The sequence below is a fragment of the Roseibium sp. MMSF_3412 genome (assembly GCF_030733265.1).
In the GTDB taxonomy this organism is placed as follows: domain Bacteria; phylum Pseudomonadota; class Alphaproteobacteria; order Rhizobiales; family Stappiaceae; genus Roseibium.
Genome location: NZ_JASHJI010000002.1, coordinates 149,265 through 173,215, shown reverse-complemented (window position 1 = coordinate 173,215; position 23,951 = coordinate 149,265). Strand labels below are relative to the sequence as shown.

17 protein-coding genes and 2 pseudogenes are annotated in these 23,951 nt (G+C 51.7%); 9 read left to right on the top strand and 10 right to left on the bottom strand.

Annotation, left to right across the window (positions count from 1 at the left end; translation table 11 throughout):
* Positions 1-8 precede the first annotated feature (8 nt).
* From RBB49_RS04575 to RBB49_RS04565, 3 genes are read right to left on the bottom strand one after another with little or no spacing between them, the layout of a single operon-like run.
* Positions 9-857, bottom strand: coding sequence for a PfkB family carbohydrate kinase (locus RBB49_RS04575; protein ID WP_306141505.1), 849 nt, complete (start codon positions 855-857; stop codon positions 9-11).
* Positions 854-1,825 (bottom strand): TIM barrel protein, encoded by a 972-nt coding sequence (locus RBB49_RS04570; RefSeq protein WP_306141504.1) that lies wholly within the window; start codon positions 1,823-1,825, stop codon positions 854-856. Before RBB49_RS04570 ends, RBB49_RS04575 begins: the two co-directional genes overlap by 4 nt.
* Positions 1,822-2,550 carry a GntR family transcriptional regulator gene (locus RBB49_RS04565; RefSeq protein WP_306141503.1) on the bottom strand — a complete coding sequence of 243 codons (729 nt, stop codon included), beginning with the start codon at positions 2,548-2,550 and terminating at the stop codon, positions 1,822-1,824. The genes RBB49_RS04570 and RBB49_RS04565 overlap by 4 nt, the downstream gene beginning before the upstream one ends.
* A gap of 277 nt (positions 2,551-2,827) precedes the next feature.
* On the opposite strand from RBB49_RS04565, the gene RBB49_RS04560 reads away from it, so the two are divergent.
* Positions 2,828-4,210 carry an FGGY-family carbohydrate kinase gene (locus RBB49_RS04560; protein WP_306141502.1) on the top strand — a complete coding sequence of 461 codons (1,383 nt, stop codon included), beginning with the start codon at positions 2,828-2,830 and terminating at the stop codon, positions 4,208-4,210.
* A gap of 173 nt (positions 4,211-4,383) precedes the next feature.
* Positions 4,384-5,229 carry a PHB depolymerase family esterase gene (locus RBB49_RS04555; RefSeq protein WP_306141501.1) on the top strand — a complete coding sequence of 282 codons (846 nt, stop codon included), beginning with the start codon at positions 4,384-4,386 and terminating at the stop codon, positions 5,227-5,229.
* Between the two features lie 412 nt (positions 5,230-5,641).
* On the opposite strand, the gene RBB49_RS04550 is transcribed toward RBB49_RS04555, so the two are convergent.
* A complete protein-coding gene (locus RBB49_RS04550) occupies positions 5,642-6,217 on the bottom strand; it encodes a YceI family protein (RefSeq protein WP_306141500.1) in 576 nt (191 codons plus the stop codon).
* Positions 6,218-6,329: 112 nt separating this feature from the next.
* Here RBB49_RS04550 and RBB49_RS28385 point away from each other — a divergent pair, with 112 nt between their 5' ends.
* The 3 genes from RBB49_RS28385 (at position 6,330) to RBB49_RS04540 (ending at position 9,498) form a co-directional block, all read left to right on the top strand.
* Entirely contained in the window at positions 6,330-6,470 is a 141-nt protein-coding gene (locus tag RBB49_RS28385) for an integrase core domain-containing protein (protein ID WP_369293622.1), read from the top strand.
* A 953-nt stretch (positions 6,471-7,423) separates the two neighbouring features.
* Positions 7,424-8,341, top strand: coding sequence for a helix-turn-helix transcriptional regulator (locus RBB49_RS04545; protein ID WP_306141499.1), 918 nt, complete (start codon positions 7,424-7,426; stop codon positions 8,339-8,341).
* A gap of 74 nt (positions 8,342-8,415) precedes the next feature.
* Positions 8,416-9,498 carry a hypothetical protein gene (locus RBB49_RS04540; RefSeq protein ID WP_306141498.1) on the top strand — a complete coding sequence of 361 codons (1,083 nt, stop codon included), beginning with the start codon at positions 8,416-8,418 and terminating at the stop codon, positions 9,496-9,498.
* An 11-nt stretch (positions 9,499-9,509) separates the two neighbouring features.
* Here the strand turns inward: RBB49_RS04540 and RBB49_RS04535 are convergent, their stop codons facing one another.
* Positions 9,510-10,364: an alpha/beta fold hydrolase gene (locus RBB49_RS04535; protein WP_306141497.1), complete on the bottom strand. Its 855-nt coding sequence runs from the start codon at positions 10,362-10,364 to the stop codon at positions 9,510-9,512.
* Between RBB49_RS04535 and RBB49_RS04530 the strand changes: the two genes are divergently transcribed.
* The 4 genes and pseudogenes from RBB49_RS04530 (at position 10,329) to RBB49_RS04520 (ending at position 18,187) form a co-directional block, all read left to right on the top strand.
* The gene (locus RBB49_RS04530; protein WP_306141496.1) at positions 10,329-12,287 is read left to right on the top strand and encodes a glycosyl hydrolase 108 family protein; all 1,959 of its coding nucleotides are present in this window, start codon (positions 10,329-10,331) and stop codon (positions 12,285-12,287) included. The genes RBB49_RS04535 and RBB49_RS04530 overlap by 36 nt on opposite strands.
* 258 nt (positions 12,288-12,545) lie before the next feature.
* On the top strand, positions 12,546-15,428 hold the full coding sequence (locus RBB49_RS04525) for a patatin-like phospholipase family protein (protein WP_306141495.1): 2,883 nt from the start codon (positions 12,546-12,548) through the stop codon (positions 15,426-15,428).
* A 481-nt stretch (positions 15,429-15,909) separates the two neighbouring features.
* Positions 15,910-16,014: pseudogene (locus RBB49_RS28360) on the top strand (transposase); the annotation flags it as partial.
* Positions 16,015-16,360: 346 nt separating this feature from the next.
* Positions 16,361-18,187 (top strand): hypothetical protein, encoded by a 1,827-nt coding sequence (locus RBB49_RS04520; protein WP_306141494.1) that lies wholly within the window; start codon positions 16,361-16,363, stop codon positions 18,185-18,187.
* 633 nt (positions 18,188-18,820) lie between these two features.
* Here the strand turns inward: RBB49_RS04520 and RBB49_RS04515 are convergent.
* The 5 genes and pseudogenes from RBB49_RS04515 to RBB49_RS04495 form a co-directional block, all read right to left on the bottom strand.
* Positions 18,821-19,449, bottom strand: a pseudogene (locus RBB49_RS04515) (transposase); the annotation flags it as partial.
* A gap of 76 nt (positions 19,450-19,525) precedes the next feature.
* Positions 19,526-20,935, bottom strand: a complete 1,410-nt coding sequence (locus RBB49_RS04510) for a hypothetical protein (protein ID WP_306141493.1) — start codon at positions 20,933-20,935, stop codon at positions 19,526-19,528.
* Positions 20,936-21,028: 93 nt separating this feature from the next.
* Positions 21,029-21,376 carry a plastocyanin/azurin family copper-binding protein gene (locus RBB49_RS04505; RefSeq protein WP_306141492.1) on the bottom strand — a complete coding sequence of 116 codons (348 nt, stop codon included), beginning with the start codon at positions 21,374-21,376 and terminating at the stop codon, positions 21,029-21,031.
* Between the two features lie 267 nt (positions 21,377-21,643).
* Entirely contained in the window at positions 21,644-23,440 is a 1,797-nt protein-coding gene (locus RBB49_RS04500; RefSeq protein ID WP_306141491.1) for a vanadium-dependent haloperoxidase, read from the bottom strand.
* 343 nt (positions 23,441-23,783) lie between these two features.
* Positions 23,784-23,936 (bottom strand): transposase, encoded by a 153-nt coding sequence (locus tag RBB49_RS04495; RefSeq protein ID WP_306141845.1) that lies wholly within the window; start codon positions 23,934-23,936, stop codon positions 23,784-23,786.
* Positions 23,937-23,951: the final 15 nt, after the last annotated feature.

Genomic DNA, 23,951 nt, shown 5'->3' with positions numbered 1-23,951 from the left:
GTCCGTTGCTACCGGTTCCCGGACACGTGATGGCATGCGGCGGCCTGCGCCTTCCGGATGGCCGTGTCGAAAGGCGCGCCGTCCACGTAGGCTGCTGCAAAGGCACCGACAAAAACGTCACCGGCGCCATGCGTTGAACGGACGGTCGTTTTCCTGGCAGGTTGATGTTCCGGTGTTCCGCCCTTTTGCGCGAAGATCACACCGTCGCCTCCCAGGGTCACGATGACATCCGATCCGGGGGCGAGGTTGTGAAGTTCGCAGACCGCGTTCGCCCAATCCGTATCCGCCGGGGCATATCCCAACAGGTCAGCCGCCTCGATGCGATTGACGATCAGAACGCCGATGGCTTCCAGGTCCGTAGCCGTCAGGCCGCGCGCAGGGGCCGCGTTGAAAACGATAGGCACACCCGCGTCAAGAGCCTTTTGCCTGACCTTGTGCAACACGGTCTGCGTCATTTCGTTCTGCACAAGCACCATCCGGCATCCGTTCGGGATGGTCAAAACATCCGCATCGAACTTGTGGTTCTCGGCAGACACGATTACAGCGCCGTAGTTTCCGTCCCCGTCGACGATGGCGGCGCTCATTCCCGAAGCGTCCGGCCCGATCTGCAGTTCAGAGATATCGATGCCGGCCTCTATCAGTCTGCGTCTTATCTCGGCTCCGGCCTGGTCTGATCCGATCCGCCCCGCGAAGGCGACTTGCGCACCGGCAAGGACCGCTGCGACGGCCTGATTTCCACCCTTGCCGCCAAACTGATAGGCGACCGATGAGCCCTGCAGGGTCTCATCGATGTGCGGCAGCCGGGGTGCGTGCACCACGACATCCCAATGCAGTGCCCCGATGACCAGGATCGTCATGATCCGTAGAGCTTTCGGGCAACAATCCGCTGCGAGATTGCAGCATCCTGCCTGCTGATCGCGTCCATGAGTTCCCTGTCTCCCGACAGGCTGTCGGCCACGTCAAGGAGCCGGTCCGTCATCAGGACATTCGTGCGCGCCTCCTCGATCGGGTCCAGGCCGCCCATGTCCGGAAAAGTGTCGAAATAGATCACATCCGTCTGGTTTGCCCGCAGCATCGCGATCAGAAGTTCGACAGTCTGGATGGCGTGAACGGAACCGACCATCAGTCCGTCGTCACGTTTGCCGTAGCCGTCGTTCAGGTGCAGTCCGATCATACGGGAATGGCGCGCAATCAGGGCGGCCGAACAGGCGGGCATTTCATCTGCATAAAGGACATGCGCAAAATCGAGCGTCACACCCAGATTGGCGGCATTCACCTCCTTGCAGGCGAGCAACGTCGTCCCGATGTCCGGCATTAGGGCAAACGCCCGCGGTTCGTTCGGCTTGTACTCTATGGCGATATCAAGATCTGGGTTATGAGCACAGACGTCCCGGATCGCCTGGACCGTGTGATCCCAGGCTTGGGCATAATCCATCTGAAAGGCGTAGTCGAACCCGTCCTGTCCCATCCAGAGCGTGACGACCCTGCCGCCCATACGGGCACACGTATCCATGCCTCTCTTCGTGATGTCGATGGCGGCCTGACGGACCGATCGGTCAGGGTGGGTGAAAGCCCCGAGTTTGAACGCAGGCTCGGAATAGTAGCGCATGGCGATGCCATTCAGTACCAGTTCCGCCGCATTCAAAGCGCCTCTGACGGCGTCTTCGTCGTGTCTGGAAAAATGATCGGGATAGTTCAGGTCGGCCGCGCCTAGCCCTTCCACCTTGCCGGCGGCAGCGATCCAATCGAGAACGTCGGACCCTGGAGAGAGTTGTTTGAAGGCATTCAGACGAGCTGCGTAACGGGGACGGTTGGGACGTGTCATGATCGAGAAAAGAGCTCCGGCCGATCACGTTCAACCGCTTCCAGGTGACGAACGAGCTGGCCCAGGTGAAATTCGGTAGCGGCTCTGGCCGCGTTCGGATCGCGCGCCGCGAGCGCGTCGACAATCGTGGTGTGCTCATCCAGCGTGTCAGAAACACGTCTCGGATTCGGCAGGACAAGCTGGCGGGCACGGTTGACGTGCAACCAGCTGGTTTCCGCGATCGAGGCAAGGCGTTTGAAGTTGGTAAACCCCATAATCAGATTGTGCAGCGCCGTGTCCGCCTTGTAAAATCCCTGAATATCCTGATCCTCCACAAGTCCTTGCTGAACCTTCAGGTTTCGCCTCAAAAGTGTGATCTGCTCATCCGTGATGATCCGGGCCACATATTCGACGGCCGCCAGCTCGAAAGCCTCCCTGATAAAAGCTCCTTCGCGAACCTCGTCCATCGACAATTGAGCCACATATGTTCCCGACTGCGGCATCACCCTCAGCAACCCTTCCGCGGCCAGCCTCGCCACGGCCTCGGAAACAGGGCTTCGGGATATTCCAAGCTGTTCGCAAATCTCGGCTTTCCGCAAGACTTCACCGGGCTCGTAAGCCAGGGTCAGGATCGCGTCTTTCAGGCTCATGTAAACGCGAGACGATAGGCTGCCCTCGTACTCTGACAATGGTGTCAGCCGAACGGTGCCGGAGGTTTCCATATCTGTGGCCGTCGTTTCGCTCATCGGTATTCTAACATGTTACCTTTTGCCCGAAATCCGGACAAGGGTGTTTGTCGGCAGGCCGCCGCTTCCTTGTGAATTCGCGGCCATCCCGCACTGAACGCTGCCGGGGCTTTCCATTCGTGACGCGCTCACGACCCTGATGCGTGCACCGGAAACGCCGTGCGAGAGCATGCGTTGAGAAGGGGCAACGAGTGTGACAGGTTTCGAAGGTGCGTGTCGTTCAACCAGTCCGGAACGGACCGCGATCGGGAAATCATTCGGCTCGGGAGCATCGTGCGTGAGACATGTCGCAGTCATAGATATCGGCAAAACGAACGCCAAGGTTGGCGTGGTGGACGCGGTCCATGGCGCGGAAATCGACATCGCGACGCAGCCCAATGCGGTTCTGCCGGAACCTCCTTATCCGCACTACGACCTTGAAGGTCTCTGGCGTTTCGTCCTCGGTGCGCTCCAAAGTCAAAATGAGAAATACGGGATTGATGCGATCTCGATCACGACGCATGGCGCCAGCATCGTTCTTCTTGACGACGAAGGAAACCTTGCCGCGCCCATGCTGGACTACGAGTTTGCCGGCCCCGACGCGCTTTCGGCAAGCTACGATGCCGTTCGTCCGGACTTTCAGGAAACAGGATCGCCCCGACTTCCGCTCGGTCTGAATGTGGGTGCCCAGATCTACTGGCAACTCCATCGCGATGCCGGTCTGCTTGACCGGATTGCCAGCGTTGTCACGTATCCCCAATACTGGTCCTACAGGCTGACTGGCGCGAAGAACACGGAGATGACGTCACTCGGTGCGCACACCGATCTGTGGAACCCGCAGGAGCGCCGCTTTTCGCCACTGGTTCGGCAATTGGGCATCGCGAACAAGATGGCACCTGCACACATCGCGGCCGGATCTACGAATGTGTTGAAACCGGAAATTGCCGCTGTCGCGGGGTTGCGGCCGGGCATACCGGTCGCCAGTGGCATTCACGATTCCAATGCCTCGCTTTATCCCTATCTTCTCGCTCTTAAAGGTGGCTTTTCAGTCGTATCAACAGGCACATGGGTGATTTCGTTTGCGGTTGGCGGGCAGAAGAAAACCCTGTCCCCGGAGCGCGACACGCTGTTGAATGTGAACGCATTCGGAGACCCCGTCCCCTCGGCACGGTTCATGGGCGGACGAGAGTTCGACATGGTGATGAAGGAGCGCGTCCGTCAGGCCTCGAAGGAGGATGTCTCTCGCGTCCTGGCGAACAGGATCCAGCTTTATCCTGCGGTGGATCCGCTATCTGGGCCGTTTCAGGACCTTAAAGCGGGCTGGAGTACGGACGAACGTGCGCTGTCCGACGCAGAACGCTACACGGCGGCCTCGTTTTATCTTGCGCTGGTTACGAGCCGGTGCCTGGAGCTCATAGGTGCTCAAGGCCCCACGATCGTCGAGGGCCCGTTTGCAAAGAACAGTCTGTTCATGAAAATGCTGGAGACTGCGACGGGGCGTGTTGCCGAAAGCTCGAAAGTATCGACAACCGGCACCGGTCTCGGCGCCGCCCTGCTTGTCTCGGACACGCTGAAGAATCCCGTGGAGCCACCAGATACACGTGCCGCTTGCCGCCCGGATCCCTCGTTTCTGGCGTATGCACGAAGCTGGTTCCAAAAAGTCGACGCGAAACGGGCATGACCTGAGAGGTTTTTCGGCGATTGCTCCGCCGCCTGTTTCATACGACTTAGTGATTTGCATCCATCCGGCGATTGCCGGAGAAATCTGGAACCGGCCCGGTACACTTTAAGTCTTTGAGCGCGGACGGCCGGGCAGGCCATCAATGCGGTCGCGTCACAGGATGGGAAACAGACATGCTGAGCAAGGGATTGCATCAGGTTGCTGGCCTGATGTTGCTATTTCTCTTTCAGAACGGCGCGGCGTTCGCGCAGGATTGCGGCGATGCGGAGACCCCATGCCGCAGTGCCAGCGGAAGCTACCATCTGATCCTTCCCGATCGCGATCCGGTCGGGATCGTCATGCATCTGCATGGTGGCGGTGCCACCGGAAAGGCAATGCTCAATTCCGATCTTGCCCGTGTCTCGGTCGCCCGCGGCTATGTGTTTGTCGCCCCGAACGGAGAACATCCGGAGGCGCGCTGGACCAAGGACTGGTCTGTTCGTGCGGACAATACCGGCCACGATCGCGACGATGCGGTTTTCCTGCAAGAGGTGATCGCCGACGTCCGGGACACGTTCCAACTGGCGGACACGCCATTTCTGCTTGCCGGATTTTCACGCGGGGGATCCATGGTCTGGGACATGGCCTGCCGGCTGCCTGATTTTGCCGATGCCTATGCTCCGGTCGCAGGTGCGTTCTGGGAAAGCCTGCCGGAAAACTGTGCAGGCCCGGTGCGCCTGTTTCATGCACATGGATGGACAGATCGGACGGTTCCGCTGGAGGGCCGGTCCTTCCGGGACGGTACGGTTGTACAGGGTGATGTGTGGGCGTCCCTGAAGGTTCTGCGGGAAACGAACCGCTGTGGCAACCGCCAGCCGGAAACCAACAGTTTCGCCGGAGAGTTCTGGCTGCGGCACTGGACCGATTGTGAAGCCGGTCAGATCGACCTTCTGCTGCACAAAGGCGGTCACACCGCACCGGCAGGCTGGGCGGATACCATTCTTGACTGGTTTGAAAATCTTTCCCCCGGGCAGCTTTAGGTGATGTACTCATAAATGAGGCGGAAATAGTTTGAGGCGGCTTGCTTCTCGTCAAGGAGCGGAAGCGCAGGAAATGTGCTTCATTTTCAAGCCTTTCGCGACGCCGAGGAGGAGCAAGCCGGGCAAATCCGAAGGACATGGAAATGGCTTCAACCCGTTGTCGTCAGCGTGCTTGACCGGGCAGTAAGCCCGCTCCGCACACCCTTTCTAACGGGATTTCGCCATTTCGCATGCCATTTCAGTCTCATTTATGAGTCCATCACCTAGGGCTTTCTCTCTCCGGCCCGGCGGAAACGGTCAATTCTGCTGACGTTGCCGGTAGCGGAACGACAAGGTTCAGCTTCCACGGCTCCGCGAAAGATGTCTGCGGTCGCTGAGCCGGCATTGATACCTGCAGCAGCGACCGGAAACGTTACTGAGCCCGCATTTCCGTAGAGATATCAATCGTGAGCGGACCGACGGGCAGGGCGAAGCCAAAGGGAGCCGTGTCGATCTCGGTGCTTGCGTGGAAGCCGAGCCAGTCGCCCTTGTAGTAGTCGATGAACTGGGCGACGGGGTGTGGCCCCTGATGGATCAGCTCGACCTGCAACGTAACGGGAACGGTTACACCGCGCAGCGTCACCTCGCCGGCAACATCAGCCGTGGTATCGCCGGTTGGCGTCACCGACGTGGAGACAAAGCGGATCGTCGGATGTTCCTCCACGACAAGGAAGTCGGCGTTTTTCAGGTGATCATCGAGCGGTCCGACGCCGGTGGAGACGGAAGCGGCATCGATGGTGACTTCCAAAGTGGCCGAAGCCGGGTCCGCAGGGTCGATCGCCAGAACACCCTCGGCGCGGTCGAACTCACCGTGCTGACGGCTGACACCGGCGTGGTCCCAACCGAAGCGAACCTCCGTGTGGCCTGCGTCGGTCTTGTAGGTGCGGGTTTCGGCCAATGCCGGCACGGTGAGCAAACTCATGAGGGCAGCGGTTACAAGGATACGCATCGTGATCTCCAGGCGTCGTCTGAATGGGAAAATTGACAAGGGACTATAAGGTGATTGCAGCGATAAGCGCCATGCGAAGTCGAGAACCCTCACGCAGACGTGACAGGCGCAGGTGAGGGGGCGGTTGCTTTTCGAAGACTGGAGGATCGACTACAATTTGAACCGACCACACACGAGCCTCGAGGGGCTCACCCCGTCCAAATTTGAAACCCTATCCAACACAGATCACACCGTGAACAGAGCTAACTTATAAACGAGGACAATTAGGGGAACTGGTCACCGGTATCAAAAAATCTAAGGAAAAATGGTAGCGGAGGAGGGACTCGAACCCCCGACACGCGGATTATGATTTAGGCTTTGATATCAATCGTATAGCTGCACATTGCCCCAATCCGCTTCACGGACCCCTTGATCGCGTTCAGTAAATAGTCTTCGTTCTGCGTCATGCATTTCCAGCGCGTTGCAGTTAAGCCCAGCAGCATTTGCACCCTGTTGCAACCCAGCAAGATCCTGGAAATTTCTGAGCCGACAGGAACTCCTAGGTCGAAGGACGAACGTCGAGATTTCCCTCATAGTGCGAGGTACTTCCCTTTCCATTTGGTCGTAAATTTCGCAACCAGAGCCTCATATTCTCTGTGAGATGTTCGAAAATACAAAATGTGTTTCGTTTGTTCTCCAAACGTCGGCTTTAATAGCTTTGCGCCCTCGTTTCGTTGATCGAACGCGGCGTTCTTGGCGTCCTAAAACCAACTTCGAAACAAACCGGATGAACTACGGATGACCATTCTTAAGGGTCGGAAAGTTAACCTGGAGGGATCTAATTTTTCTCTCTCAATTCGGATTTAATTTCATCGATCGAATAAACAGGTTGCTGAATGGAAGGCATTAATCAATTATAGGTTGAAGGCGGGCCCTTCTAGTGAAATTATTACTGCAAGACAATTTGTGGGGCGCAATATGAACACTTCTGAGTACCGTAGTTTGGTATTGCAAATATATGATACGGTTTCAGACGTAGAATTGTGGCCATCAATATTAGATCGCATAACTGAACTTACTGGTTCGCGAGGCTGTATAATTTTCGAGTGGCAGAAACGAGGTGAACTGAGAAGTCTCGAAGCTCCACTGATTTCGACCAGCTATCAGAGAGAATTAGTCGACGAATACATTCGGAGGTTTCACGAATATGAGACACGTGATCACGATATGCTTGATCGCGCTTTGCTCTCGCGCGACGGCATAGACCTCGTCTCTGAGGAAATCCTCTACGACAATGAAGAGGACTATCTAGCACGGCCGCACGTGCAAGAACTCAAGAAGCTAGGAATTAGGTACCGCACAGGAGCACTTCTGGACAAAGATAATCCCTATCGTGCCCGGTTTTCACTCGCAATGACAGAAGAAAGGGGCCCCTTTGTCGAAACAGAAGTTGCGCTACTAAAGGATCTGTTGCCGCACCTCGCCAAAGCGCTCGAATTGAGCCGTTCGGTCAGTTTAGGATTAAGCGCTCGAGAAACTCTTTTGACAGTACTGGATCAGCTCACGGTCGGGATTTGTCTCCTCGATGGTGAGGGCAATCTTATTGTTTCAAATGAGGAGTTTGATCGCCAGCGCGACAAATACAATGCCTTCCACATTGATGCTCGTGGCAGATTGTCGCTGAACGAATACGCAGACCGAAGGAAGTTCGCACGCCTCCTTTCTGACGCGCTCAATCACGGCCGATATGGGGCTCGTCCTCGTAAAGAAGCAGTCGTATTCGAAAGCAGCGACCTTTCGGGAAGTCTTTGTATTGAAATCGTCCCCCTCGATCGCTCACGTGCGTCAGGAACAGCGCCGATAGGCGGAGCGTTGGTCATAAGTCGAGACACCGAAATGCAGATATCGATTGACCTTGATTTGGTAAGGAATGTGTTTGAGCTTACAGGCGCAGAAGCAAGCATAGTCGAGCAGGTTTGTGAAGGTTTGACGAACTCAGAAATAGCTCAGCGGCGCGAGAGATCGGTCGAGACCATCAATTCGCAATTAAAGACGATATTTAACAAAACGCGCGCGATCAACCGAACACAGCTGGTTCGATTGCTGTGCAACTTTTCGCTGCCGAGCGCGATACTAACGCGCTGAACCTCACCCAAATTGGGGATGCGGATGCTCCGCTCCCGTGTAATTTCCAGAACAAACACTAGGAGGGACGCGAAATGAAGTTAAGTTTCAATATTCGGGAAGACCTCGGTGAATACGAGCCGTCAGATAACGAAGCGCAGCTGATTGATAAGATAATCGAAGCAAATGATACGATGCTACCGCGGGGGTCAGGTGACGAGCGCTACAAACCTGGAATGCGCGCACAACATCCTAAAGCGCATGCGACAGTCGAAGGCACGTTTGAAGTGCTTGATCTGTCTGACAAGGAATCGTGGGCACAGGTCGGATTGTTTGGGCAAACCGGCACTTACCCGGTAAAGGCACGTTTTTCAAACAGCGCTTCATTCGAAGACAACCCTGAAAAAGGAGACGCACACGGGTTGGCGATCCGAATTGAAGGACCTGCCGACATCATAAGAGAACGGAAATTTGTCGATGCTGGTTCGGAGAACTCTATTGACTTCGTTTTGATGGACAACGAGACGTTTTTCGAAGGAGACCTTGAAAAATATGCACGGATTAACGATCTGGCAGCCGAAGTCGTAAACAACAAGAGAAATTCCAAAGACTGGTTGGCGAGCAAGATTAACGCATTGAAACTTGCTTTAGAGGTGAAGTTTTTTGATCGAGACCTTGGAAACGCGATCGAAGGCTCAAAGGATCAATTCCCAGATTCTCCACTGACGACCGCCTACTTCAGCACTACTCCTTACCTGTTGGGAGAGCATGCGGTGAAATATGAGCTTCGTCCGTACGACGTTAGCGAGCCAGCTCCGCAACATCCCAAAAAAACGGATGACTATCTGAGTCGCCAACTGTTCAAGGGACTGAGCGCTAAGCACCAGATCTTCGGTTTCTACGTCAAGCGTCAACAAAGTAGGTCTAAGCACCCAATCGAAGATCCAACAATACCTTGGGACGGTGCAGAAGAAATTCTGATCGCGAGACTTAAGCTTTCAAAAATCGGAGTGGCAAAGTTCGAAGATTGGAGACAGCCAACTTTGGATGGCGAGAATGTCGGCTACAATATCTGGAATACAATTCAAGAACACCGTCCTCTCGGTGCAATCAATCGCGCGCGCGGTATTGTATATGTTGCGCTGCAAAAGAAACGACACGAACTCAGTTTGGAATAACCTTCCACAATTCAGATTTTTTGATCAACCTTGTATTCTAATCCATCCAGAAATTTCGAGATCTCGCTTGTGATCAGTTTTGGGTGACTTCCGACAATTCCATGACCCGCGTCGCTCACCTTCACAATGGTGAGATCATCGCACAACGTTTCAATGCCTCTGATTGATGAAGCTAGCAGGTACGGATCATTCTCGCCCCAGATCAGAAGATGAGGTTGCGCGATACGGCACGTATCCGTTGAAGATGGAACTTGATCTTCTGACATCTCCCCGAGTGATGGCAAATGGATGTTAGTGGATCGATAAAAATCAAGCATTGCTGACAGCACGCCTGGTTGACTCCATAAGTCAATCAATACCTCTGCTTCTTCACCGGGCAGCTTTATTCCTTCAGTGACAGCTTTATGGGTTTGTAGAAGCAGCTTGAATCGATTTCTTGAAAGATCTGCTTCAGCGTGCTGAGAACGCAGAAAAGCGACATATTTGCTTGCTTCGGCTTGCTTGGGATCAGTCATTAGCGCGGATTGATAAAGTTGCGGATGAACTCCATTGATGACAACAAGCGCACGAACCAAATCGGGATGATCGAATGCTAGAATGTAGGCTATGTAAGCGCCAATGTCGTGCCCAACGACCGTAGCCGGTCGACCTCCATTCATTTGCTTGACTTTACCCGCTAGCTCATCTGCCATCGCTTTCGCCGAATAGTTTTCATGCCTGTTTTGTAACGCGTGCGGCTGATAACAGGGTAACGCCAGCTTATGGCAAGTGTGTGCGTCTGGAAGCAAATCTATGACTTGGTTCCACATAGCTGTCGTCTGCGGAAAGCCGTGCAGGAAAAACACTGTTTCGTCAGAAATATTCAAATTTTTCTCCAAAACCTGGCCGGCGTATCACCAGTCTTGGTGATGTTAATTGCGACGAAGGGGGCACAATTGCCCATATCAATACTGAACATTTTACCGGGTGCAGTTGAGAGATGCAGGCAAAAAGTTCAAAGCGGTTTCACATCGAAAATTCGCCTTCATGCCGCCGCGTCAAAGGCTCTAAATTTCGGCAACATTTTTTTGATTTCGCAAATCAAATATGTGGAGAATAAAATGTCAAACACAGCATCCAGAAGCAGTGATGTATCTGTTCTTCATCCCGCAATTCGAAGTAAAGTAATTGCAATCCAGAAAAAGTTACACGAAGAAAAAATACCTTTTGAAGTATTTGAGGCCTTTCGAACTCCAGAGCGCCAAGCAATACTGTACGATAAACGGCCCAGGGTTACTTGGGTCGGGCCATGGGGATCCATACATCAGTATGGTCTAGCCGTCGACTTCGTGTTGCGGATTGATGGAGAATGGTCTTGGGACGACTCGGGGAAGAATGCCGGTTTATGGGCGCGAATGCACGAGCTGGCATTGGAAAATGGAATGACCCCTCTCTACAACAAGAATGGGGAATTGTTGGAAAAGCCTCATATCCAGTTGATCGGTGTCTCTTCGAGCGACCTTCGCAAAGGAAACTATCCGGCGGGTGGTGACGAAGCTTGGGCGGAACATTTGTCTGACTTAATTGACAACTGGTCCGGCGACTTTGCGCCGCCAAAAAAACCTAAAATCTTGCAAGAGCCACCGCCGCTTCCCCTGGGTGCTGTTCCTGAGATGGACGACTCATTTGTGCATGAAACGCCTGAGGCGTCAAATGCGTCCGTCAATGACCCTCAGTTTAAGAAGCTTCATGAGTTCGTTAAGCGTTGGGAAGGAGACTTTGTAAATCATCCAAGTGACCCGGGTGGTGCAACCAACATGGGCATCACAATTAGTACGCTCACAGAGTGGCGCGGAACTGAAGTCACAGTTGACGACGTCAAAAAACTGAGCAGGGCCGAAGCGGATCAGATTTTTCGTACAAGGTATTACGCCAGCAATCGCTGCGGCGAGATGCCGGAACGAATGGCAATGGTCATCTACAACTGTTCTGTTCTTTCAGGCCGCAAACGCGCAATCACGCTCGCCCAAGAAGCGTTCAATGGGCTTGGCCTTCTTGTTGGCGGTGTGCCCCTGATTGTGGACGGGATTCTGGGACGGATGACAATGAGCGCTTTGAAAGGCACGGATGCGTCGTTGTTTGCGGACGCGTTTATGGATCGTCAGGAGGAATATCTGCGCCAACTCAACACTTTTTCGACGTTCGGGAAAGGCTGGTTGAACCGAATGGGCGCCTTGAGGGAGTTCGTAAATACATTGCAAAAAGGAGCGGGCGCTCGTCCGGCGAGGCAAATGACTGTTACCGAAAACAATCGTGATCTAGGAACTCTTATCGATCAACTTGCTACTTCAGAAAGCTCAAATTCCAGAGAAGTCTTGCAAAAACTGCTACTTGAACAACTTCGGTCAAACGATCGCGCCGCCACAGAAAAATCGATTTCTGCCAAATTGCGTGCTCTTTTCAGAGGTAGCGGGAACGAGGGTGAGAACTCCGCGAATTTACTGTCTGACGCTGCAGCGATAATTTCGACCGGACCTGACGGAAAACCTCCCTTGACGCCGATAAATGCTGCATTGGGACAAGTAATCGGTCGAGTCCTTAATGGAAAGAAGTCGATCATAGGCCTTATTGGATTGTCACTAACTACGTTGCTACCACAAACTGCATTAACTGGTGATATTGTCTCCTTCGTTTCAGGACATCAGGAGGTGTTCTTGACGCTATTTTCAGTGATTACCGGTTGGGGAATGTTCGGGAAAATGGATAAGGCAATTCGTCTTATGGGCTTGATAAGCGAACTTAAACACTAGTTGATCCGGCAAACTGACTTTCTGTGGGGCGGCTTATCCAGATCCGTTTTTTACGGAGGACAAGGGACTTTCCTAACTGATTTTGTCTTGCCATCTGCGGTGCGCGTGGCTCTAACTGCCTGATTGTTCTCTGGAAAATTAACACGCCAGGATAGCGGTCTTCGCATCTAATTCAGCAAGAGAGCTCTCCATTTTTTTCTTGAGGAATTACTAAAAATTGTAGTTTTGATCTATGCTATCATGCGCAAAGGGGGCGAAATGGCAATGGAATTCCAAACCAAAAACAGTCGAGAGAAAGAAGAGGCCGAGAATTCCGCTGATGGCTATGTGTCCAGCGAGACTGTACAGCTTGAAGCAGAACTGAATTTGGTCGAGAACGCTCGCCACATCGATAGGGCTCAGTTGTTCGGCGTTGCGTTTTCCGGAGGGGGTATACGGTCGGGGGTCTTCTGCCTCGGGGTAATGCAAAAACTTGCCGCTTCCGGGATATTCAAACATGTTGACTACCTCTCGACAGTCTCTGGAGGTGGTTATATTGGATCAGCTCTGTTGTGGTGGTTATCCGGCAAGTCATCGCAAGCCAATATGGACTCGGCGGGTAAGTTCGACACTTCCGAAAATTTGCCCTGGGGTGTCTCTGATCCTGACGAAGTTGAAAGTGTCTCTGACCCTGAAGAAGTTGAAGTATCTCCCAAAAAGATATTAAGCTACCTGCGCAACAACGGAAAATATTTGACCCCGGGCAATGGGATCACAGTTTTGTCCGGTGTGAGTGTCGTTTTGAGAGCGGTGTTGCTCAACCTTTTGGTATGGATTCCTCTCTTCGCTGCTATCTTCGTGCTGTTAAACTGGTTAAGTTCTGAGTATCCAAATATTGGTAATATTTTACCTATTTCAGGATACTATTCAGAATTTTCAGTATATAAGATTCCGTTACTTGTTGCATTGCTTCTTGGTCTTGTTTTTTTAACGTTTTCAGTGCAGTTTTCAGTATTGTCCTGGTCGCGTAGACCAAAAAACAATGCGGCACCGAGAACAAACCCCACTGAACCTGGTGATGACAAGATTGACATAAGAAAAACTCTGCCTGTGGTGGCTGAAGGCTTTGTGTTGTTTTCGATTTTTTTTATTGTTGTATCAGCAGGGTCACTTATCAGTTCGATCATTAAAATTGAGCCAAGATTACTAGCAAATGTCGACTGGATAAAATGGCCCCAAATGTATTTCATGTTGCTACACCACAATGTGGGATACGCAATTCCGATCTTTGTATTCGCTGCCATTGTTTCGCTTTGTGCGTCAGTCAATGATCGATTGATCGAAAACAAGGGAGTAATTCTTTCAAGCATCGCTCTGCTTTTAGCGCTTGCTGTGTTTGTCGAAGGTGGCCGTCAAGATACAATTCTTCGCTCGACAAACGTTGCGCTGCCGGGATTTCTGGTCGTCATCAGCGCCATGATTATCAATTATCGCCTTGGCCGACTGTTTCGTCACCTGCGTCGGAAACCACCCCTTTCGGTCCGTTATTCAGGGCGCAGATCTTTTGAGATCTGGGGCGGGCGCTTCCTGATTTGCATAGCGGTTCTTGTGGCTATCGGAACCTTGCCGCTGGTGCATGGCCAAGTTGGTGCAGACGTTGACGAAAGTGGTGGTGGACTAGCTGGATTAGTCGGCGTACTGGGCGGTGTTGTCAGCGCGTTTTGGGGGTTCTACCAATCCCGTGGGAAAGGATCCGGCGGGCCGAAAACTGGTCTGATCCTGAAGCTGGGAGCAGTGGCGCTTCTTTATGGAGTTGTTCTGATAAGTTTCGAAGTCGCAGAAGAAGTGTCTCTCGCTTCAGGTTTTATTCAATCTGAAAAGACCGAAACCACAAAAGATTCAGATTCTAATCTGTTGTTCAGCATCGAAGATAAGAACATGATAAAACAAGCTTTATTCTGGTCTTTCTTTGTAATCGCTATTTCTACTGGTGTATTTACGAATCTGAACTATATATCGCTAGGGCGCTTTTACCGTGATCGTCTGGTTGAAGCGTTTATGCCTGACCTACAAAATGTGAAGCAGAACGAAGTTGCTGCCGCAGCCTTGGCAGATAAACTCAAGCTCTCGGAAACATGGCAAAACAAGAAAGGGCCTTTTCCACTAATAAATACGAATGTAGTGTTAGCGAACTCAGACATCAGAGAGTTTCGGCAACGTGGCGGCGCAAATTTTATCTTGACGCCATTTATGTGCGGCAGTGATGCGACAGGTTGGCAGCGGACCGAGCAGTTCGATGGCAATGAAATGACTCTTGCAACAGCCATGGCGATATCTGGCGCAGCCGCCAATCCCCGCGCGGGAGTTGGAGGAAAGGGGATTACCCGCAGCATTGCTGTTTCACTGGTGATGAACCTACTCAACTTCCGGCTTGGATATTGGGTGAACAACCCAAAGAAGTCGCAGTGGCTCCGATTTAATATACGGCCTAACCACTTCTATCCAAGTGCAGCCTATGCAATTCCAGGTAGAGGGTACAGGGAATGCTCACACTTCCTAGAACTGAGCGACGGAGGGCATTTCGAGAATTTGGGCCTATACGAACTTGTTCGCAGACGCTGCAGATTCATCATGGTTTGCGACGGAGGTCAAGACAGCTTAGCCTCTTATTCCGACTTTGTTACTGCAATCAGACGTATCGAGGAAGATTTTGGTGCCAAGATTACTTTCATCGAGAATGCGGGTCCTGAAAGACTGATCGCGAAACCCAATGAAGACACTTATCCGAGTGGCGCGCACTACGCAGAGAAAGGCTATTTCGTAGCCAAAATTGACTACGGCAGGAAACGCGGTTGCGACCCTTGGGCGAAAGCCGGTCTTATTCTCTATCTGAAAACAACGATGATCAAAAAGGGACTTTCTATGAAGGTTAAAGGATACAAGGGCGCCAATCCCGGTTTTCCGGACCAGAGTACTGGCGATCAGTTTTTTGACGATGATCAGTTTGAGGCTTACCGGGAACTTGGCTATCGGATCGCAGAGCAAGCGATCAACGATCTGAAACTGGAAGACGACTTTCGAGAAGGTCGACCTGCATTTGATGCCGATTGGGCGAGCAGCATTCTCGAGAAAGCCAGCCAGAGATCTGAAAGTGGTAAGTGAAGGCGATGTATCATGCTCCCAAAGCGCTATTTTCTTGAGCTGCAGTTAGGACCCAAGGCCCAGAAACTTACTCAGCGCCTTGTTTCGGCATTGCCTGTCGGCCCACAGAACGTCGGCACTTGGAACGTTCACGTTTTCTCGAACTATTTAAAAAGCCGACATTCGCTGCTATCAGCGTAAATGGTTGAGATGCGCGCGGAGCTCCCTTGCGCCACAGATGCACCGATTACTGCTTTTGTAGTCGGACCCAAACCGGTCATCAGCGATCAGAAATCAGACCATAAACCTTGTAGGTTTATGTCGCAAAAAAGTCAGCGGCTGAGATCGCTTGCATGCCCGGTGCTATCGACAAGAGAAGGATGAACTGAACGGGGACACCTTTCGTTGATTTTCAGTAGTCGAATATCCAGCCCTTCTGACGTGCTCCCCTGAAAACTCCGCGTTTTGAGGTCAGTCTGTTTCCAACTGAAGGATACAGACAATGAAGCGATCCAAGTTCTCTGAAGAACAGATCATCGGCATTTTTAAAGAGCCTCAGGCTTGTCTTTCAGCCGCCGAGCTTTGCCGCAAATACGGCGTCACTGACCCTGATCGTTTTCGGGTATGCGACGACAATGCATTTCTAACTCAATCGGTTGCAAAAGCGTGTTGCACTAAGCTTAGGCTAGTGTAATTTGTTTTTACAACTACCTCAAATTAGGCGTTGGTGTGTGTAGTCTCGTTCGGCAGATTGGGCCGATTTCGTTGTTTGCCGTTTAACATATCAAAGCACGGATTACGTCAAGTGTTTCAGGATCTCCTATTCCGTTGCTCGCCGCTAAGCCATCGACTCGCTTGTACCTCCAGCACCGCAATAAACCAAATCGTTCGAACGCTGTTACCCCCTAAGAACAATAGCGAGAATGTGAGCCTTAAATGGTCGGGGACTGCCAATGACTAGGGAAAAAGTTTTAGTTGGGATCGTTGTACCAATCGTAGTCGTGATCCTTGGCGGGATACTGGCGTGGATGACTGGGCTTTTTGAGAACGCCCCCCCTCAAGTAGCGCCGATCGTCATTACCAATGGGTCCGAATTGGCGGATAAGACGGGCACGCGGATGCTTTTGGGACCCCGCCCGGAGCAAATACATCTGAGCGTGTCGGCGAGCGACGATCGAGGCGACGACAACCTCCTAGTCGACTGGGTAGTGGCCCACAATGGTGGTCCGTCCAAAGAGTTACAGGGGGCAAATGGCAGCGAAGCGGTCTTTTCGCCAACGGAGGCCGGTCGATATGTGATCACGGCGCGCGTCGAGGACGTCGGAAATGGCATTGGTTTGAATGCACTTGCAGACTCTCAAAGTATTACGATCCAAGTTGATGAACCGCGCCGACCCGAAGCACGCATTCGCGTTTCAAGTGCGTCTGATTTGGTTCTTGGTGACACTTTTTCAGCGAGTGGCAGAAACTCATTCTTTGAACCAGGATCAGGGCCTCAAGTCGGGCCAACCTATGTGTGGGACATTGAAACTCCTGACGGTGATCAATCCCTCGGAGGTGCAGAAGAAATCACCTTTGAACCAAATCGGCCTGGTGTTTACACCCTCAATTTGAAAATCGAGGATAGGTTTAGCCAGACCAATTCCTCGTCGCTCTCCTTTACAGTCAGCCCACCACAGCTCCCAGTCCCGCGCATCGAAGTCGAGCGTACAACCGTTTCACCAGGCGAAGCACTTCAAGCGATTGGTGTCCCGCAAGACAATGATTTTACTCCGAGCTGGATTCATGTCGCACCGTCAGGGCAAAAACTTCGCGGGGCAGCGCAAACCTTTCCATTTAGTGCGCGCGAATCTGGTTCGCATATGTTGGAATTCACGATTAAAGATGTCTGGGGAAGCACAGCCACCGCTGAGGAAGTGATTGTGGTCCTCCAATCGGACCTCTTGGACCCTACGAATTTCGATGAACAATCGGATGGTGCTCGGCTATTTGATTTTTCAAGTCGTGAAGTAATCCTTGCGGGACCGCTCGAAACAGGCGGCGCACCGATGATCCTTCGGGCACACACGATCCGATCAGAGGGCGGTGCGATCCGAGCTTTCTCCGACGAAGCCGCGGCGCAGAACGGACCAGCGGGAGCAGATGGACAGAACCAGCCGACGGCCAGTAGAAATGGAAGCAACGGTGCTGCTGGCGGCGCTGGCCGAAACGGCGGTGACGGTGTCTCTGGTGCAAGCGCGGGTGGCATCTCAATCAGCGCGACACGCCTGATAGGTACCCTCGAGGTTGTTAATTCTGGTGAGGCAGGTGGAGCAGGCGGTTCCGGGGGAAGTGGCGGAAACGGTGGCGCAGGGGCTGGCGGCAACAGCGGTGCCTCAGGCGCTATTGATTGCAGACGTGGGCCTCAAAGTGGCGGAAACGGTGGTGCGGGCGGGGCCGCTGGGTCGGGCGGCGATGGTGGCGCCGGTGGCAATGCCGGAACGGTTACGATCACGATTTCAGAGCCACTCGGAGAAGGAAGTCGCATAATTGCAACAGCACGCGGCGGTGCAGCAGGAGCGGCCGGAAATCCCGGAAATCGAGGAGTTGGCGGAAGCGGTGGTTCGCGTGGATCTGCTCCTGGCTTGTGTCGTCAAACTGCCCGAAATGGTTCTGTGGGTCCCAATGGTACAACAGGCTTACGTGGCATAGCGGGTGATCCCGGCCAAGATGGATCGATTACAATCTCCGTAGATGGAAGGACCTGGACTGGCTCTGGGGCAGTCGAAGTTGGGCATTAGCCGTAAGAAAACGAAATTGCAAATTAATGACGAACGGTGTTGCTTTATATTCTTTTTGTTAGCTGACACGCTCTTTCGAGATTTTTTGCCTTGCCGTATCCTACCCTAAGGCTGGGATTTGGCTGACGATGTCCCAGAAGGTGTAGATGTCGAAGCGCTTTTACATGGTGCCAATGCGCTTGATCGCTAGACCATATCGGTCCGGGTGATGACATGCGTGAACAAATCGCCAGGGAAGGATCTCTGAAAGAAGACCAACTTTGCAACTCCTTGCCCCATAATCATTCCTTGACGATACCTTTTCTCGCCGATTTCTGCACCGACTTCTATTTCAATGCCGTGGAGCGAGTCGTTCAGACGAGCCGCTCAAACAGGCTCCGCACCGATGCCTCCGTCGGATACGTCCTTTCCAGCCATTCCAGGCTGTCCTCGCGCGGTTCTCTCTATGCAACCATTGCCGTCCTCAAAAAACGGGAGACATGTGCGAGATCAGGGGTGGGAAAGCAACCGAAAGGCCGAAACAATCTAAGCTATTGGTTAACTTGTGCTATGTGCCCATTCGCCTTTGTTTAGTGGATAAATACGATTTATTTTGACGATTTTTTCCGTAAGAGGCAGGTGATGAAAAGAAAACGGCTCCGTGCGGCTGACCTTGGTCTGTCTGACCTCCGACTCCCGCGCCATCTCCTTCAGCGGCTTCTGGCCGTGCAGCTTGCGTTCCGCATCGATGGCCTTGTCCAGAGCCCCCTGTAATCCGATCGCGACTTCTCTATCTGGGCCAGATCGTACTTGCCTTTGTTGGCGTTCGCCTTCAGATGCGTTGAGTCCGTGTAAAGCACCGTCCCGTCCTCAAGCTTGTGGCTGATCGCCTGCTCGACAATGTGGTCGAAAATATCTTGGGCCACCGACGCATCGTTGTAGCGCCGCCGCCGGTTCTGGCTCAGCGTCGAGGCATCGAACACCTTGTCCGTCAGCTTCAGCCGCAGAAACCAGCGGTAGGCGACATTCACCTCGATCTCGCGCACCAACTGGCGCTCCGAGCGGATCCCGAACAGGTAACCGATGAACAGCGCCTTGAACATCAACGTCGGATCCAGCGGCGGACGGCCAATGTCTGCACAATAAAGATCCGCAACGCGCTCGTGGATGAACGAAAAGTCGATCACCGCATCGATCTTGCGCAAAAGGTGATCCTTGGGAACAAGCTGATCGAGCGTCACCATCTCGAGAGCTGTCTGGTCAGGGCCTGGCTTCTTCAACATAAAACCAGTGAATCAAAAACCCCCAGCAAAAGCCAGGGGTTCGTCAGCAGTCTGAAACGGCTCGGAGAGCCATTTTTCACTGTTTTAGAAAGTCCAAGATGCTTTGGATAGTTGCGCCATCCAAAACACGACCTTGTGGCATATGAAACTGCGTGCCTGGGTTTTGCTCGATCCTGAAAGAAATATTTCTTGCGTTTCTTAAAACAGAACCTTTGTCAAAAACATTGTAGCGAATTGAGCCATGGCAGCGAAAGCAGTTTTGATTTAATATTCGCAAAAACTCTTGATCATCACTGTTTCCTGCTAACCAAATCTCTGATCCCATATCCAAAGCTCGATTCTCCTGATCGACATGTCCAATGTTCACAGCATGATTGTCGAGCCACTTTTTGGCAGCCACCGCCTTGAACCCATTCGTGTCGATACTTGCCGTTTGTGCAAACGCCTCTTCATTGATCTTTTTTATAACTTCGAATGCACGTGCGTGATTCAGTGACGTTTCATCGCCACCTCCGTCATAAACAACAGGGTGATCGGTGGGATTTAACTGAGGAAAATCGAGCAACATCGCGTCGTGCCATTGGTCCGTGTCAAGATAGTTTACGATCGCGTGTTCATAAACCAAATTTGGAGGCCTCGGCCCTTCCGCGCCGCCACGTTTGTCATGACCATGACATTGGGCACAAGCACTTGGAACAAAGTAATCGCCTGTGTTGACAATAGGTAAATCAAAGGCCACCCCTTGCAGGGAAAATTCAACTTTGTACTCTGGAGCCTTGCCAAACACCATGAAATAAGCAGAGTCTTTTCCGTCTAACTTCGATTGTGGCGTTAGAATAACCTGATTATTCTTTGAAATTTCGCCAAAAGGATTTTTGTCAGGATCTGCCTCGATATAGTTGAATAAGAAATATGCGTGGCGCAAATCCTTAGCTTCAGCGGTCGAACCGGGCAGCGCAGAAATCCTTACCAGTTTTCGCCAACCAGGTGAGAAAGGCTTGTTCGCATCTGCGTAGTTTACTATTTTGGGGGCGAAAAACCGCGATACCAGTACGTTGTCCGACTTAAAATCATCTAGGGTTAGATTTTTTTTAAACTTTTCTGGATCAACAACCAGAGACACGAGCTTCTCAAAGTCTGATGTACTTTGGGGCATTAAGTCAAAAGAACTAATTTTCTCGATATCTATTGCTGCAAGGCCAGAAAAACCAAAAAAAACAAGCAATTCGTCCATATCGGCTTGTGGCGTTAATTTGTCGTCTAAGATATTAAAACCTAAATCAGTTTCGAGTCTGCTGTAGTATTCAATTGCTTGTTCCTTTGTGCCGGGCTCAACAAATATTGATATGTCATCTAAATCCACGACGGGTTGTTCCGTAGCAGCTGGGGTAGCTGTACTTTGACTGAAAGCTGACGTCGGACTATCAAGTGCGATTAATGCAATAAGTACTGAGAAGAGTAGTGAAATACTTGATTGTGATGTCATTGATACCTCCTGTTCATGCCAAAAAGCGGAAAGATTGAGTAGCAAAAATCAATTCAAGTATAGGCCGACACAATAAGCGTTGATTAGCAGCGCCTATTCAGATTTCTTGCGATGCGCTTTTGCAGCTTGAGCGGTGTAAGACGCAATATTTGATCCCGGAAGTGCTACGATTATCTTTCCGGTCATAAATGGGTGCGGTGAGCAAAAATATTCTAAGCCGGCACTGCTAGTGGCTTGTTCAAAGACGACTTCAAGTGATTCCTCATCTTTGGCGAGAAGTCTTGTTTTGAAGGTGGGGGCGACGTCTCTGGTTGCATCATGCATTGCAGCGTCACGGTTCACCCATTTGACGCTATCGCCAACCTCTACAGCGAGTTCGTCAGGGTCAAATTCAAAATTTGAAATTTCAACTGTGTGTACTTTAGCCACAACCAACTCCATTTAACATCACTTATAATCTCTAATTTAACACGACATTATACACAAAGTTTGCACAAAATGGATCTCTTTTTTTTTTTCTTGTCGTATAAAGTGTAGTGAAAAAGACTTTTTCTATTCCTGATTCTTTTCATTCACACTTCCGCCGGACAACAACCTGCAGCCATAGCGCTGGTACGAAAGCTATAGCCACGCTATTCAAAGTTCACGACAGCCTGAATATCACGAGTAGAATAGGTGCAATGCTACACCTTTATTGCTGATGTTGGCTCATTTTCGTCCAATCCTCACCTGCTTATCGTCGAAGGTGGGCAAACTTAGAACAAAGTCATCGGTTGGATAGCAGAGTGCTTGTTCCTCCAGCATACCAATCGCGATTTCCTCACCCATACGCAAGCTGTCGTAATAATCGGAGAAGTAGTGAACGCCTGCCATGTTTCGACCAATAGAGATATTGGCAGCGAGTTTGTTGAGCTCGCCTTCGAGAGTTAGTGGACACGTCGTGGACTGAATGTCGAGCTTTTTACCTTCGTCCACTGGGATATAGTAGTTGGCGCTTTTAATTTTGTGAAAGAAGCCGAACTTACCATCTGCGCATGGATCGTCAGTATCAAGATGGCCCAGAACAGTGCCCGTATCAAAAAAGGCCTTTACGATAGTTGTACAGGCACCCGCCACCGTTGCATGTCCAGCACCGTAGGTTGGATGCATCGGCGAACCTTCAGCAAAAGCCATGGGTAACAGAGCAGTTTTTGACTCTACTGCGTCGTCATTGAATTTTTCAACCACCGCAACTGTCTTGCCCACCTGGGCTCTGAAGTCCGTAAATGCGGAACAGAGAGAGGGGAAGCAAGCATCAAGATCGGCTGCCTTTGCCACCCGGGCAGCCAACGCTTCCGGTCTTAAGCGCAAGTGGTTGTTGAATTTCTGGAAGCGAACCGCTTTCAGCGCCCGTGTTGCAACTTCCGTGACCAAGGTGAGAATATGGGGAGGCCCGTAAAGCGCGAAGCCACCGGCGTTTCTGTCAATCGATGACCCTTTCGCCGGATTATACATGTCTCGCATGCCAGAGAGCGAAGCAAAACCGGGATCAAACGGCGTGCCCATTCCAAGAAGGATCAACGTAGCATTCAGATAGGCCTGATAGAGGGCGTCGAAATGCACATAGGTTGCCAGATCGCGCGGCGTGTAGATGAAACGGTTATCGCCTGCGATATCATCAGTCAGTTCCTGACCTTTGCTACACTCCTTGTTGTTCTCTCCATGACCGCAATGATTGACGTCAAAGCCGTTTTGGACTTGAAGCCAATCATCCCAAATTTGCATATGATCAACGTGAGGCGTCGCAATAGGAACTTTCTGATTGATCCGTTGAGCACCATACGAAATCAGACCTTTATCGGGCTGACCGCTTCCGACCCAAAGAAACTGAGAGAGATATGGCCCTTTTTCAACGCCAGGGCTCGAGCCTCGAAACACATTTTGATCCGTTAACTTGCCTGCCACATCTGTTTTTCTCTTGCGGCCAGGATAGCCTTTTTGTGCATATTCGTGATGGTTGAGTCGACCGATTGCATCAGTGAGCTCCTGCGTAGCTTGTCCATCGCTAAATTTTGTAAAGGGAATGTCGCGAATGAGCGCTAGCTCATAGACCTCGGCCATTTCAAAGGCCAGTTCCGCACTGCCCAATTCAGGTGCAGGAGGCATCGTTACAGCCTGTGCGTCTGGACCTTCAAGATCATAGACTACACCCGCGGTCGGCGCTTCCCATTGTCGCCTACGACACTTCAACTCCGATTGATCCTCTGGCACACGCACACGCGAGGTAAACGGTTCGATGAAACCCTCATCAATGCAGAAGCGGAAATTCTCAAAATCTGCGGGCTGAGCAACAACACCCAATCCAGGGTCATGCTCGAGACCTTTGGTAAAGCTCATCGCGTAATGCGCCGGCGCATAACGTTGTTCGTCAGGGTTGGCCTCATGTTTAGGATGTGTCCGTTCCCGGGCGAGCTCAGCTGCTTCTACTCTGACGCGATGTGCTGCTTGACGGCGATCTTTAGGCACTACAACTAACTCCAAAAAAACCTATGACTTCTAAATACTAGAACAACGTGTGAAGTTGCATGATTTCAAGAAAGCTGACGCTGGGTAATATCAACGCTTAAGGGCAACTGAGTCAACCTCAATTTTAAGTTTTCTAAAAGCATGAACCGCACCGGGTTTGCCAGAGGCTCCAACTTCTGAGAAAGTGGAGCCGATATGAGCAAGACTACAAACAAGTTTTCAGCTGAAGTCCGCGAACGCGCCATACGCATGAAGCTGAACATCCGTCCCGGTGGGCCGCAGTTTCTTCTATAGGAAACATCTCTCTGGCCGAAGCAGAGGAACAATACTACGCCATGCTGGATCAAACGGCCGCAGCCGCATAACTTAAACCAACCAGCCTCCGGCAAACCCGGTTCGGTTCATGGCGCTGGCAAAGATCATCCATCTGCGCACTTGTTTTGCTCTTCTTTAGCACCGCAATGGTCTGTTCCTCACTGAAACGTCTGCGCTTCATTGTTTTCTCCCATTA